The organism is Wolinella succinogenes DSM 1740 (assembly GCF_000196135.1).
In the GTDB taxonomy this organism is placed as follows: Bacteria; Campylobacterota; Campylobacteria; order Campylobacterales; family Helicobacteraceae; genus Wolinella; species Wolinella succinogenes.
Map to the genome: position 1 here is coordinate 894,159 of NC_005090.1, position 14,623 is coordinate 908,781.

At 47.9% G+C, this 14,623-nt stretch carries 11 protein-coding genes and 1 pseudogene; 1 reads left to right on the plus strand and 11 read right to left on the minus strand.

Going from position 1 to position 14,623, the window contains the following annotated elements; translation table 11 throughout:
* Window positions 1-13: 13 nt before the first annotated feature.
* Window positions 14-1,702, minus strand: coding sequence for a HAMP domain-containing methyl-accepting chemotaxis protein (locus WS_RS10605; RefSeq protein WP_049770644.1), 1,689 nt, complete (start codon window positions 1,700-1,702; stop codon window positions 14-16).
* A 145-nt stretch (window positions 1,703-1,847) separates the two neighbouring features.
* A complete protein-coding gene (locus WS_RS04510) occupies window positions 1,848-3,884 on the minus strand; it encodes a GGDEF domain-containing phosphodiesterase (protein WP_049770645.1) in 2,037 nt (678 codons plus the stop codon).
* A 368-nt stretch (window positions 3,885-4,252) separates the two neighbouring features.
* Between WS_RS04510 and WS_RS11125 the strand changes: the two genes are divergently transcribed.
* Entirely contained in the window at window positions 4,253-4,408 is a 156-nt protein-coding gene (locus WS_RS11125) for a hypothetical protein (RefSeq protein WP_232013742.1), read from the plus strand.
* On the opposite strand, the gene WS_RS04520 is transcribed toward WS_RS11125, so the two are convergent.
* From WS_RS04520 to WS_RS11220, 9 genes and pseudogenes are all read right to left on the minus strand, one after another.
* A complete protein-coding gene (locus WS_RS04520) occupies window positions 4,364-5,587 on the minus strand; it encodes an MFS transporter (protein WP_011138842.1) in 1,224 nt (407 codons plus the stop codon). The two genes, WS_RS11125 and WS_RS04520, sit on opposite strands and share 45 nt — an antisense overlap.
* Window positions 5,588-5,611: 24 nt before the next feature.
* On the minus strand, window positions 5,612-7,369 hold the full coding sequence (locus WS_RS04525; protein WP_011138843.1) for an EAL domain-containing protein: 1,758 nt from the start codon (window positions 7,367-7,369) through the stop codon (window positions 5,612-5,614).
* Between the two features lie 19 nt (window positions 7,370-7,388).
* Entirely contained in the window at window positions 7,389-8,306 is a 918-nt protein-coding gene (gene pstS, locus WS_RS04530) for a phosphate ABC transporter substrate-binding protein PstS (protein ID WP_129545367.1), read from the minus strand.
* A 5-nt stretch (window positions 8,307-8,311) separates the two neighbouring features.
* A complete protein-coding gene (gene pstB / locus WS_RS04535) occupies window positions 8,312-9,100 on the minus strand; it encodes a phosphate ABC transporter ATP-binding protein PstB (RefSeq protein ID WP_011138845.1) in 789 nt (262 codons plus the stop codon).
* 9 nt (window positions 9,101-9,109) lie between these two features.
* Window positions 9,110-10,282, minus strand: coding sequence for a phosphate ABC transporter permease PstA (pstA, locus tag WS_RS04540; RefSeq protein WP_011138846.1), 1,173 nt, complete (start codon window positions 10,280-10,282; stop codon window positions 9,110-9,112).
* 12 nt (window positions 10,283-10,294) lie between these two features.
* Window positions 10,295-11,314, minus strand: coding sequence for a phosphate ABC transporter permease subunit PstC (pstC, locus tag WS_RS04545; RefSeq protein ID WP_232013743.1), 1,020 nt, complete (start codon window positions 11,312-11,314; stop codon window positions 10,295-10,297).
* A 63-nt stretch (window positions 11,315-11,377) separates the two neighbouring features.
* A pseudogene (locus WS_RS11215) lies at window positions 11,378-11,500 on the minus strand (phosphate ABC transporter permease family protein); the annotation flags it as partial.
* 145 nt (window positions 11,501-11,645) lie between these two features.
* Entirely contained in the window at window positions 11,646-12,683 is a 1,038-nt protein-coding gene (locus WS_RS04550) for a PstS family phosphate ABC transporter substrate-binding protein (protein WP_011138848.1), read from the minus strand.
* Window positions 12,684-12,779: 96 nt separating this feature from the next.
* Window positions 12,780-14,537, minus strand: a complete 1,758-nt coding sequence (locus WS_RS11220; protein ID WP_011138849.1) for a methyl-accepting chemotaxis protein — start codon at window positions 14,535-14,537, stop codon at window positions 12,780-12,782.
* Window positions 14,538-14,623 lie beyond the last annotated feature (86 nt).

A 14,623-nucleotide genomic window follows, 5' to 3' on the forward strand; every position in this document is an offset into this window, starting at 1 on the left:
GCATGGAAGAGGTCTAAAACCTCTTCCCTCTCACCTCCTTCACAATTCCCTCAGCCATGCTTGCCACCATACTAGCAATCCCATCCGTCTTATCCGCTACTCCTGCATTTTGTTGGGTTACGGTATCAAGTTGGGCAATAGCCTCATTGATCTGAGTGATTCCTTGGGCTTGCTCTTTAATACTCTCTCCCATCTCATTAATCGATTGAACTAGAACATTGGTATTGGCCTCTATCTCTCCTAAAGACTTCTGAGTTCTCTCGGCTAGCTTTCTCACTTCATCGGCAACGACTGCAAATCCTCTTCCATGCTCTCCTGCTCTTGCGGCTTCAATGGCAGCATTTAAAGCCAGTAGGTTGGTTTGATCGGCAATGTCTCTAATGATTCCAATCACCCCTTTGATCTCTTCAGACTGTTTGATCACCTCAGAGGTTCTATCATTGACACTATGCATAGAGCTACTCATCTCTTCAATAGCGGCGGCACTCTCTTCTAGGCTGGCGGCTTGTTCGTTGGTGCCTTGGCTTAGAGTCTGCATGGAATCATTGAGGAGTCGGCTCTGCTCCTCTAGGCGTTCTCCTGCTTGGAGAGAATCTCTTAGGCTTTGAACAATAGCATTTCTTAGAGTGTTGATGTCATTGACAAGGATCTCAAATACTCCTCCTTTCTCAATTCCTTCTAGTCGGAGCTCTTCCCGATAATCGTATTTGGCATACTGCTCCAGAACCACATTCATATTGGTAAAGTGAGCTTTAGTGGCTTTGATCATTTCGTTGACACTATTTTTGAACTCTTCTAGGGAGGGGTTGGTGGTTTTCTTTTCAATGTATTGACTATACCAGCCATGCTGGACTCGCCTAGCTACCCCTTTAGCCTCTTCAATCAGCTCGCTATCACTGCGAATCTCTTTTTCGATTCTCTCTACATTCTCATTGATCGCTCCTGCCATCTTTCCAAACTCATCACTAGAGTTCAAAGTGATCTTCTTGGCTTCTCTAGATTCTCTTGAGAGGAAGGCAAAGAAAGAGTCAAGTCCCTCCTCTATAGAGGTGAGGGAGGAGGTGATGTTGCGGATGATGAGGAGGGAGATGAGGATTCCTGTGGCGATTCCCGCAAGCAAGAGAATCGTGATGAGCATCTGGGATTGAGCGGCTAGCTCATCATTGGAGTCAGAGAGCTTTTTAGCATCTTCAAGTTTATCCTTGAAGAGATCTTGAACTCCCTTGATAGTCTTGCCTGCTTGGGGCACCCATACGGTCGAAGTCATCTTATCCGCCTCTTCGATGCGGCCTTGTTCAAGGAGCTTGAGTACCTCTAGGGTAATTTTTTTATACTCTTTGAAATTTGCAATTAGCTCATCATGAATCTCTTTGTCTTTGCTATCAAGATAGATTTTTGAGTACTCTTTGTTGAATTTTTCAACATAATCAAAAAAATCTTGACCGACTTTTTCGTAATCCTTAAGGCTAATAAGATTGGTCTTGTATCGATAAAAAGCCACTCGATAGAGGCCAAACTGCGTATTTAGCTCTGAGACTAAAGCAATGGATACAGCACCCTTCTCATAGAGAATCGTATCTGCGTCATTGATTTTTCCTGTTGAGTAAATCCCAAGAACACCCATGACGGACATGATGAAGAGCAGTAATCCTGAAAGAAAGAAAAGCTTGACCTTGACGGAAAGATTTGTCAAAAATCCCATGAGCAACCCCCTTTATTACTAATTGAATACATTTTAACAATAAATTATACTCAATTTTTATCTGATTCTATTATTTTAAATATAGCTTTAATATATATTATTGATTTATACGAAGGGTTGATAAGTTTAATTCAATTGACTGATGCTACTCGGCGCTTAATACAGGAGAGGGCTTGGAGAAGAGGAATCCCTGGAAGAGCTCGCATCCCATGCTCTGTAGTTTCTTTAGCTGTTCTTGGGTCTCTACTCCCTCAGCGACGACATTGAGGTTGAATTTTTTGCCAATGCCAATCATGGTGTCAACGAGAATCTGATCTTGTTCATCCTCTAGGATGTTTTGGATGAAGCATCGATCAATCTTCAGCTCTTGTATGGGGAGCTTTTTGAGGTATTGCAGGGAGGAGTAGCCCGTCCCAAAATCATCAATGGAGAAGAGAATTCCCATGGAGGCGAGAGCGAGGATTTTTTGAATCGACTTCTCAGGGTCTTGGATCAAGATTCCCTCGGTCAGCTCAATGCAGAGGCGATGGGGCGGGCAAGGGGTCTGGTTGAAGTTTTTTTGGACATTTGAAATAAAATCCTCCCTCTCGAACTCTTTGGCGCTGATGTTGATAGAGAGGCGCCAATGAGATTTTTGGGGATCTTTTTGCCATTTTTGGAGCTTTTGAAGCGCGTGCTTTAGCACCCACTCCCCAAGGAGATGGATGTAGCCGCCCTCTTCAGCCAAGGGGATGAACTCTAGAGGAGAGATAAAACCTCTCGCAGGATGTTTCCAGCGCAAAAGAGCCTCCGCTCCCATGCACTCGGCTTGCTCATTCACGCGCATCTGTTTTTGGTAGAAGAGCTCTAGCTGTTCTTTGTCGATGGCGTCTCGTAAATCCTCTTGAAGCTCCAGCCTCTCCTCGAAGCGGCGCTGAAGGAGTGGCTCAAAGAAGCAGATCGTGTTGCATCCCTTTTTCTTGGCATGATGCATAGCGCTTGTGGCGTATTTAATCAGGGTGCGGGGCGAGCGTGCCGTCTCTTTAAAGGAGATGATGCCAATGCTTGCGGTGATGCTAATGGATTGCCCTAGCAGAACAAAAGGAGCCTGAAGTAATTTAGAGATTGACTCGGCGCTTTGTCGGGCTGAGCGGCGAATCTGCTCCTCGCTCTTTGACCCATCTTCCAAAAGCAGGGTAAACTCATCTCCCCCAAAGCGAGCTAAAGCACCCATGGAGGCGGTGGCGGCTTTGAGGCGCTGAGCTATCTCATAAAGGAGCTGATCGCCAAAGGAGTGCCCCTTGGAATCGTTAAAGAGCTTGAAGCGATCCACACCGATAAAAAGGAGCGCGCGATAGCAGCCATTTTGGTGGCTGGTGTGAAGTGATTTTTTGAGGAGATCCTCTAGGAATCGACGATTAGGAAGGGAGGTGAGGGAGTCGTATCGCTTGATCTGGAAGAGCTCGTTCTCTTTCTCTCTCATCTTGGTGATGTCAATGACAGCAGAGAGGCGAAACTTCTCCTCTCCGAGCTCGATAGCCTTGCCTCGAATCATGATAGGAAAGAGGCTCCCATCATTTTTAATTCCGAGGACTTCATAGGGGGGCTGGTCTCTATTTTGCGAGAAGCGTTTGACCTTGTTGCGGAAGCCAAGCGCAATAAAATCAAGAATACTCTTGGAATGAACCTCCTCTAGAGTGTAACCGAAGAGGTTGAGGGCGATGTGATTGGCATAGACGCATTTTTGGTTGCGATCAAAGATGAATAGCCCCTCAATGGTTGCGTCAAGAAGCGCTTTGATGACCTCAAGCATTTGATTTTGTTCCAGCATGATTCCCTCAGGCGAGAGTCTCTGCTCGGTCACGTCGATGGCGATTTGGAATTTCACTTTTCGTCCATCGCTCCATTGCCCCGAATGGCTATGGAGGAGATAGATTCGGCCGTTGTTGAGATTGATATGTTCATGCTGCGTTGATTTGGAGAAAGGGAGTTGCATGCAATGTCCGCAAGGAATCGAGCGATTGTGGATGGCCTCAAAGCAAGGTCTGCCGATGATATCGCTAAATTCTTGACGCATGGCGCGATTGGCATAGAGAATCTCAAAGGTTCGAGGGTCGATCACATGAATCATTACGCGAGATTCATCTAAAATCGCCTTTAGAATTTCTTCAGGCGTTTGGATCTCTGTTTCGGGTGGTTTCAAGGATTCTATCTCTCGGTTTGAATGTTGGAGTTTATCCATAGATAAGCGCGATCCCTCGCGCCTGTTTTGTGATGCGCTTTGATCATTGGGTCTGTTCCTTTGCAAGGATGCAGTCGATATTGCATCATTGGGTCGATTTTTAGCGAGCTATACTCGTGAAATGCCCCTTGGCATGGATTTGACAAATATAACCTATAGGTCATAGACCTAGCCATTGTATATGAATAAAATTGAAAAAGTATTTAACCTATAGGATACTTATTTAGGATATTTTCTTGCTAAACAACAACTATGTGCCCGTCGATGATATTGAAGAATTTCATCGCAAGATTTCTTGTAATATCAAAAGAATTCGCATAGAAAAAGAGATGTCCAAACTAGAGGTTGCCTTGAGTTTGGGGTTTACCTCTGTGACTTTTTACACTAATGCTGAGAATAATAAACGAGGCAAGCACTTTAACTTGGAGCATCTATACAAACTATCTAAAATCTTTGAAGTTGAAGTCGCCGATCTTCTCGCCTAAGAATCGCTCCCTCCTCTTGGCATAAGCCACCCCTATGAGGATGAAAAAGCCTCCAATAAGAGCAATCCCCCAGCGCTCCTCCATGCCAAGCTCCAGCAGATAGCCAATCAGAAGAGAGGAGAGGACGGCGATGAGAGTGAAAAACATATCATTATAGGCAACCACTCGCCCATAATAGCGCTTTTCTATACGCTTTTGAAGCATCGTCATAGTGTAAGACCAAAGCGTGGTGATGAGGATTCCAGCCCCCAGCACCCCAAGAATCGAAGCATAAAACTCTCTCGCTAAAAACGCCCAAAAAATCAACAATACCCCCTCAAGAGCGAGCATCCAGCCAAGATTCTTTTCGCTAATGATTCGACCAAAGATAAAAGGCCCCACCATGGCTGAAAAAGCGCGAGCGGCGTTGATGAAGCCAATAGCAAGCGGGATGGCTAGGGTTTGGTGGTAGTGATTCTTTGCTAAAAGGGTGACGATTGCATCAAAGAGTGTAGTGGCGACTACCGCATGAATGGCCATGATAAAAAGAAGCGACTTTTGGGAGAAGAGATAGAAGAATCCGTCTTGAAGCATGGCAAGAATTGGCTCATTGGGGCTCTCTTCTCGAGGAAGTGGAGTGGCAATTAGAATCATTAGGGCGATGAGATAGAGCGAGGCATCGATCAAAAAAGCACTCTTTACGCCCAAAGAGTGGACTACAATCCCTCCAAGCGCCATGCCAAGCGTGAGGCAGACGGAGTAGATCATGGAGTGAAGCTCATTAGCCCTCTGCAGAGAATCGCCCTCTAGAATCTTTGGCAGAAGGCTCATGGTGGCGGTGTAGTAGGTCGTCCCCGCGGCACTACGAAGGAAAAGAAGCGCTAGAAGCATCCCGAAATCCTCCTTGGCGGTGAAGGCAAGAAAAAGCAAAGTGGCAAGTATCTCCACAAGGAGTAAAAAAGGCAGAAGCTTTTTAGATGAGAAGCGATCAATGAGCGTGCCGCTTAGGGGCGAGAGCAGGATAGAGGGCGCCCAAAAGAGAGCCGCCGCCAAAGAGAGTCCTAGGGCGCCTATGCCATTTTGTGCCATGAGGGTAAAGAGCGCCACTTGGGTGAACATGAGCGCAAAGTAGTTGATGAGCTGGATGAGGCTTAGATTGCGCACCAGCGGATTGGACTTTAAGAGGGAGAGATGAGTCATGCCGACATTATAAAAGAGAGAGGCTTAGAGGAGCGAAGCGATGGCGATTTTTTCTTTGGAGGCTTTGGCGCTCTTTTTGAGCGAGGAGAGGGTGGCATCGAATTCGAGGTTCTTTTTGGCCTTGCATTCAGAGCGGACAAAGAGCACGCCTGCGCTCACGCTAAGCAAAGGAAATCGCTTCTTCTCGCCCTCTCTAGAGCTCAGCATGACATAACCCGCTTCTCGCTCCTCATCAGAGTAGAAGAGCTTGGCATCTTGGGCGAATTTTTGTAAAAGCGCGAGGGTTTCGGGGAGGAGATTCTCTTGAAGCTCCTCCTCTTTGCAGGCGCAAAAGAAGTCATCTCCACCGATGTGTCCAATGAAGTAGCCTTTTTGCTCCAGCCGTTCGCGCATGAGGTCGCTAAACATCAAAATGGCACGATCGCCGCTACGGAATCCATACTTATCATTGAAGGGCTTGAAGTTGTCAAAGTCAAAATAGACAAGCGCAAAAGACTCTTCCCCCATGAAGCAGTCAGAGATGTGGCGGCTGATGAGATTGTTGCCAGGAAGCTTAGTGAGGGGATTTTGGTCGCGCGCAATGAGGAGATTTCGCTCGTTGATGGCGCTAATGAGGGCTTTGGAGTTGAGGAATCCAACATATTTAGAGTTTTCAGTGAGGATGATTCCCTCGTTTTCGCTTCGATTCGCAAAGGTTTCAATGAGCGTTTCTAGAGGTGTGTGGACATCCGCGGTGGGGCAGGGGCTAAGGAAATCCAAGACACTCTTTTTGGAGGCGGATTTGTTGCGCAGGAGAGAGGTTCCATAGGCGGAGTAGACATAATCTTTGAGATCAGAATCTTTGATAATTCCTAAGGGCTCGTTGCGCGGATCAAGGATGGGGAAAAAGGAGTAGTTTTTGTGCTGGCGGAAGAGCTCTAACACCTCTAGCATATCTTGAGCTTTATAGACGGGCGGGATGAGATCGGTGAGATTGCGGATTGCCTCGCTGCCGCCATGATCGCCGCGCTTGTCTTCCATGTAGAGTTTTTGGATTTGCGGATAGAGGGATTTGAGCTCTTTTTGGTGGTGCGTGCGCTCTTGGATAAGTTTCCCCTGAATAAGATCAACGCTCAACTCTTTGAGCAGAAAATAGACCTTTTTGCTTTCGACTTGGGGCGCGATGACGGTGATTCCTAAGACCTTGAGGATTCTCATCAAATGAGAGACAAAGAGGCGCTTTTTGGGGCTCTTTTCGATGTTTTGAATAAAGTAGGGATCAAGTCGTACGAAGTGAGGGCGAATCTCATAGAGGTGGCGGAAGTTGAACCCCCCATCTCCGTAGCGATCAAACATCAGCGTGTAGCCATGCTTGGCGTAGATGCTCACCATGGCATTGAGCTCAATGGAATCGGAGAAGGGTTTCTCTTGAGAGATTTGCAACACAAAGAGCTCAGAGAGAAGATTGACATTCCCAAAGTCCTCTTGCGCGTCCCGATGGATGAAATCAGGCATATAGAGAATCCGAGAATCAAAGGGGTAGAAGAGTTTGTGTTTTTCGTGCAAGCCCTTGCTCATGAAGTCAAAAACTGCTTTTTTGCGAAGCTCTAGCTCGAAAGGAACGAGGATTTTCTCTAAAAGGGCGCGCTCTTTGAGCTCCTCAAAACTTTTAAACCCCTGCTTCTCTGCACCCCCAAAAAAGACCTCAAAGCCATAGGTGGTGCCGCTGAAGGTATCAATAATAGGCTCATACTCCAAGCGAATTGAGTGGAGAATTTCTAGCCAAAAATCTGGCAGTCGCATGCATCCTCCTTCTTTAAGATTATAAGAGCCCAAGTTCTTGCCAACGCTTTTGGATCAATCCTTTTTCTTCTTTATTCAAAGGGATGAATCCAAGTCTTCTAAGGGTTGCATCTCCCTGCTTAAACGAGTAGTCAAAAAAGTGGACCACCTCGCGTGCTTTTTTGCTTTTGAGGGGAAAAATGATGTAGCTTGTAGTGATAAGCGGGTATCCTTTTTCGACATCCACGGGAGAGAGCCACTCTTTGAGATCAGAGGAGAGAGGGAGAAGGGCAGCGCTCAGCTTCTCTTGGAGTTTATAGGAGAGCTCTACATAGCCTAGACTCCCCTCTTTTTGGGAGACAAGCTGGCTCATGCCCGCGTTGCCTTTAGCGCCCATGCCTTTTGGCCAAGCGAGCGCCTTGCCCTTCCCAATGCTTTCGCTCCAAGTCTTGGATTGGTGATCCATGTAGCTTGTGAAGGCAAGGGTGGTTCCGCTTCCATCATTTCGATGAAGGGGGGTGATGGGGAGATTGGGAAGGGGGATGTTGGGATTGAGAGCTCTGATTTTGGGGTCTTGCCAGTGAGTGATAAGGCCCAGGTAGATATCACTGATGAGCTCAGGCGTGAGGCGTAGATCACCATCTTTGAGAGAGGGGAGGTTATAGACTAGGGCAATGGAGCCTCTTAGAGAGGGGAATTGATGAAATCCTACGGCCAATTCACTCTCTTTGAGAGGCTCTTCGCTTGCACCAAAATCGACCACACCACTTTTGATCTGTTTGATTCCTCCGCCTGATCCAATAGAGAGATAAGAGACACGATTTTGGGTGCTCTTTTCATACTCTTTGATCCACTCTGCATAGGCATTAGCGGGGAAGGTTGCCCCCGAGCCAAGCAGGGTTTCGCCTGCTTGCAAAAAGGTCAAGGCCAAGGCCAAAAGAAAAGGAAAAGGGCGCATGAGAATCACCCGAATTTTCCCGTGATATACTGTTCGGTCTTGGATTTTTGGGGGCTAACAAAAATCTTCTCTGTCTCATCATATTCAATGAGCTCACCCAAATGGAAAAAGGCGGTGTAGTTGGCGACTCTCGCGGCTTGCTGCATATTGTGAGTGACAACCACAATGGTGAACTGCTCTTTGAGTGTAACCATGAGATTCTCGATGGTTTGAGTGGAGATGGGGTCAAGTGCGCTGGTGGGTTCATCCATGAGGATGATCTCAGGCTTGACCGCAATGGCTCTAGCGATACAAAGGCGTTGTTGCTGACCCCCTGAGAGTGCTGTGCCCGGGGATTTGAGTTTGTCTTTGACCTCTTCCCAAAGCCCTGCGCCTTTGAGCGATTCTTCAACGAGTTGATCGCAATCGCTTCCCTTTTTGACAAGGTCATGCATGAGGGGGGCGTAGGCGATGTTTTCATAGATGCTTTTGGGAAAGGGGTTGGGCTGCTGAAAGACCATCCCAACACGCTTTCGTACAGCCACCACATCGATGGCAGGGTCATAGATGTTGAATCCATCCACCTCCACAAGTCCCTCCACGCGACACCCACCAACAAGGTCATTCATGCGGTTGAGGCATCGAAGAAACGTCGATTTTCCACAGCCTGAGGGGCCAATGAGCGCGGTGATTTTCCGCTCATAAATATCAATATTGATGTCATGCAATGCCTGTTTTTGGCCATACCAAAGGTTGAGATTGGAGGCCTTGGCTTTGACGCTAAGATCGGAGGTGAGATATTGAGCTTCTTGCATGAATGATTCCTACCACTTTCTTTCAAATTTTTTTCTAAAGTATATCGCGACAGCATTAAGAGAGAGAAGCACCGAGAGAAGCACCAAAATCCCCGCAGCGGTTCTCTCGACATAGGCTCGCTCTGGCATACCTGACCAAGTGAATATCTGGGCGGGCATGACAGTGGCAGCGTGGAAGATGCTATCAGGTGCATCGGGGATAAACGCGATCATTCCTACAATAATAAGCGGAGCGGTCTCTCCCATCGCTTGAGCGAGCGAGATAATGGAACCCGTCAAAATCCCTGGAGTGGCTAAGGGGAGGACATGATCTTTGACGATCTGCCACTTGGTGAGCCCAAGGGCGAAGCCCGCTTGACGAATAGAGGCAGGGACAGCTTTGAGGGCGGCCTTGGAGCTGACGATGATAATGGGAAGCGACATGAGGGCGAGCGTCATTCCCCCTACAAGCGGTGAGCTTCGAGGTGCACCAAAGAAGTTGATAAAGATCGCCAAGCCCAAGAGACCAAAGAGAATCGAGGGGATAGCGGCGAGGTTGTTGATGTTGACCTCGATGATTTGAGTCACTCGGTTATCGGGGGCAAACTCCTCCAGGTAGATGGCGGTCATCACGCCAATAGGCACGGAGATGGCCATCGTGACCAACATGGTGAGGATTGTCCCTATCACCGCAGAGTAGAGGCCTGAATTTTCGGGAATCTTTGAATCGCCCGTAGTGAAGAAGATGGAGTTCCACTTCATCTCCAATTTGCCCTCATTCTTTAGATGGGTGACCATCTCGATTTGGGTATCGCTGAGGCGATGGTGATGGCCTTTGAGGTATTGATCCACTTCGGCTGAGGCGAGTGCCCAAAAAGTGTGAGTTTTGTCCATCCACTCGGGATTGGCACGAATTTGATTGGGAAGATCGCGGAGCCAAGCACGGCTCACAAGGCGGCTGAGCTGCTTTTCTAGCACGCCATAGGGATTCTCAGCCGCTTCTTGTGAGATAGGCATTTCCACTTTGATGTAAGCCTGTTTAAAGGCAGGATAGCCCTGCCTCACCATGTCGTAGAGGAAAAAGAGCAAAAAGGCGATCGAGACAAAAAGTGCGGAGGCGGCAAGAATCTTGAAGCGCTCACCTCGGCGATTCCGCTGGTTGATCTGAGGGATGATGAAAGGATTGTTGGAGTTTGATTCCATGGGTCGCGCCTTTTAAAGGTTGGAGATTTTATATTTTTTATGGAAGCTTCGGATGATCATGACCGAAACCACGTTGATGATGAGCGTCACGATAAAGAGCACCAAGCCAAGCGCGAAAGCAGAGAGGGTGAGAGAGCTGTTAAACTCCTGATCGCCTACGAGTGATTCGACGATCTTGACGGTTACCGTGGTCATATCTTCTAAAGGATTCCATGTGAGGTTAGGACGCAATGAGGCAGCCATGACGACAATCATCGTCTCTCCAAGGGCACGTGAGATGCTAAGCAAGCAAGCGGCGATGATTCCAGGCATAGCAGAGGGGAGGGTGATGAATTTGATCGTTTCGGATTTGTTCATCCCAAGGGCGAGGGAGCCGTTTTTGATATTTTGAGGAACAGAGCTAATCACATCATCTGAGAGGGAGGCGATGATGGGGATGATCATGATGCCCATGACGATCCCTGCGCCCAAAGCGCTCTCAAAAGAGGCTTGGATACCAAAACCTTTGAACACCTCCACGATAAAGGGTGCCACGGTGAGTGCGGCAAAGAATCCATAAACGACTGTAGGGATTCCCGCAAGAATCTCTAGAATGGGCTTGATAAAATCACGCGCCCTTTGGGAGGCGTATTCGGCCATGTAGATAGCCGAGAGCAGACCTACGGGAACGGCGACAAGCATCGCAATGGCAGTGATGTAGAAGGTGCCCGCAAAAAGGGGGACCGCTCCAAAATTCGCCTTGGCGGCGTGAGCCCCTTCTCTAGCAGCTCCCTCAAGGAAGGAGGTGTCAGGCGACCACTCCGTCCCAAAGAGAAAATACCAGACACTCTCTCTGGCAAAAAAGTGCATGGCTTCAAAGAGAATCGAGATCAAGATTCCAAAGGTAGTGAGAATTGAGATGAAAGAAGCAAGGATCAGAAGACCCCTGATGAAACCCTCCACCAAGTCTCGCGCTTTGGTTTTAGAATTGAATCGAAAGAGGATGAAAAGAAGAGCAAAGGCGGCCACGCTAAGGGCGGCGGCAATGAGCATCAAAGGGGGGATGGCATTGATTCCAAAAAGGTATAAAAATACCCCGCACACAGCGATAGAGATCGCGGGCAGACCGGTATAAAGAGCGGCGAACCATCCGTATTGGTCGGGCTGAGAGTGTATTTTTATGCCCTGCTGGACGAGCCTAAAGGCTTTGCCTCTGGCCAAAACATAGCCGATAAACATAAGGGGGATGAGCCCACCAAAAAAGATAAGGTAGAGGTTATCAATACTCAAGATGCTATTCCTTGCACGCGATGATCAAAATCATAAAACATCCATGGCGAGGAGGCTCGCCATGGATAAAAAGGTGGAAGAGAAGAGCCTAGATTTAGGGAAGAACAGTGTGCTTGTCAACCATTTCAGCGGTGAGTTTGGTTTTGGCCTTAACTGTATCTTGAACTTTTTTGAGAAGATCGGGCTGCATAGGGATAAGACCGATGTTCTTAAGAACGCCATTGCCCCCAATCATCTTGTCGCTGATAAAGAGGTCAACGAACTGATCAAGGCCTTTAACGCCGGCTCGGTGAGAGTTTTTGACATAGAAGTAGAGGCTTCTAGAGACAGGGTAGGAGCCATCGCCGATGGTCTTAGCTGTAGGAGCGATACCGTTGATGTTAGCGCCGCTAACTTTATCAGGATTCTCCTCTAGGAAGCTATAGCCAAAGATTCCAAGAGCATTTTTGTCTTGGACGAGCTTTTGAACGATGAGGTTATCGTTTTCACCCGCAGGGATATAGGCACCATCTTGGCGAATTTTCTTGTATTTGCCCTTGGCATCGCCATAAGCATCAAATTTCTTAGAGCCTACTTCCATGACGAGCTCTTCAAAAGCGTCTCGTGTTCCAGAAGTGGTGGGGGGTCCATAAACCACGATGGGTCGATTGGGAAGAGAAGCATCCACTTGATTCCAAGTTTTGTAGGGGTTTTTGACAAGTTTGCCATCAACAGGAACTTCCTCAGCCAAGGCCAAGAAAAGATGCTCAATTTTGAAGTTGATCGCCGCATTGGCTTTGCTTTGAGCAATAGAGATACCATCATATCCGATCATCACGCCTGTGATGTCAGTCACGCCATTGGCGACGCAGTTGTCAAACTCAGACTTTTTGATAGGTCTAGAGGCGTTAGCGATATCAGTAGTGTCAAGTCCATCGCCTGCGCAGAACACTTTGAAGCCGCCGCCTGTTCCAAGGGATTCGACCACAGGAGTTTTGTTGCCAGTGGTGGCGCCAAACTCTTCGGCTACATAGCTGCTAAAAGGATAGACAGTGGATGAACCTGCCATTTTGATTTGATCTCTTGCTTGGGCGCTGAGTGCCAAAACTGCCGCCGCTGTCACGCTTAGGGCGAGCTTACCGAAATGAGCCATTTCTTCTCCTTGATTGATCTTTGGATTGATGTTTTTGCGAGGGAGATTGTAGGATAGCTAGGTGACACAATGGAGACAAAAAGAGGGGCAAGACCCCTAAAAGCGAAAGGCTTGGAGGTCGCTGTATAGGGCGTTAGCGCCACTTTTAAGGGAGAGGGCGATCTCTTCTACACTACTGGCTTGCTGGCGATTGCTTTGGGCGTAGGCGAGCGTTTGTCCGATGGAGGCGAGACAAGCTTCACTTCGCTCTTTGGCCTCTTGACTGATGGCTTGCATGGAGAGAGAGATTTGGGAAGCCTCAAGAATCTCTCTCTGTGCACAAAGCGCCTCTTGGATGAGCTCACTAGCTTGCTCGGAGACTCGATGGAGGTTGCGGCTTAGTTCAGTCATCTCCTGGGTGCTCTCTCCAAACTCATCCAAGACCTTGATGTTGCCTAGACTCTCTTGGGTGCGCTCAGCGAGCTTTCTCACCTCATCAGCAACCACTGCAAATCCTCGACCATGTTCGCCCGCCCTAGCGGCTTCGATGGCGGCATTGAGTGAGAGGAGGTTGGTTTGGGAGGCGATCTCGCTGATGAGATTGAGCATCTCTTTGGTTTGAGAGACTTGGGCGGCGAGCACTTTCATGTTCTCAGAGATGTGCGCCTGTTTAAGGCTGCTTTGCTTCATCATCTCAATCACAAGCCGAAGATTCTCTACAAATCGCTTCAATGTATCCTCGTTTCGCTGAAGGGTTTGGGCGGTTTTTTGCGAGAGGTGCTGGGCGTTTTGCGTCTCTTGGCTCATGAGGAGAATATTGGAATTGAGCTCGTTAATTTGGTCGAATTGCCCTTGGATTCCAAAGGAGAGATTTTCAGAATTTTCTTGGAGGGAGCCACTTGATTCTTGGCTATGGATGGAGAGGGATTGGGCTTTGGCGATGGCGGCTTTGAGGTTTTGAAGCAGGTGAGAGATAGCGCGCGAGATGAAGTCGGTCTCCTCTTTGGAATTCTGCGTGTAGTCGATCTCTTTTGAGAGATCAAAAGAGCCTTTTTGGGCGGTCAGGCCTTCTAAGTATCGTGTGATTTTGCGCAAATCATAGAGGAATCGAGCGATGATGAGCGCCATGGTCATGAGCAAAAGGATAGAGATTCCCATCGCTCCAATGACAAAAAGGAGCGCTTGAAATCCCTTTTTAGCGCCGATCTCTCGCTCTTTGACCCCTTGATGAAGGAGTGATAAATCTTCATCCAACCCTGCATTGATCTCTTTTAGCTTTGTGGCCACATGAAGGGTCTGTTTGCCCTGTTCCTCGCTGATTTTGAGCGATTCTTGGATGATTTTATTGCTAATATCTTCCACCACGACTCGGATATCATCCACAATCATGGAGTTGGGGTTGGACTGGAGAACATTAGAGAGGATGAGAAATTGGCTAGCCGTCTCTTCAATGTAGGGATTTTTGGCGGTGGGAGTCTCCACCCAAGCGCGCAACTCATTGGCAAGTCGTTCGGTTTTGCGCTTTTCGCTCTCTTTGAAGCCAAGCAGAAGAATCTCCCGCATGATGGCTTGAAGCTTGCCCAAGTCCTCATAATAGCCTAGAAACTGCTTCGAACTCTTTTGCATCTTCTCAAAGAGAGCGATTGATTCTTCGTTGCTTTTGGTGGTGTGCTCAAGACTCTCTTTGAGCTCAATAGCGTTTTTTAGCTCTAGGGTGTGGCTCTTTTGGATATGGGAGTAGTAGAGGTAAAAAGCAACAAAAATCGCCAAAAGCGCGAAAAAGAGAAGCGATAAATTCCCGATAAACTTACTGGCGAGAGTGGTCTTTTTGAAAAATCGTTTGTAGATTTTCCATAGGGTTTGGATCTGAATCACGAGATATCCTTGAACATAGAGACGGAATTTGGCGCGCCATGCTACAAAAAAAGGGTAACATCGGGGTGACGAGAGGGTAGGGTGTC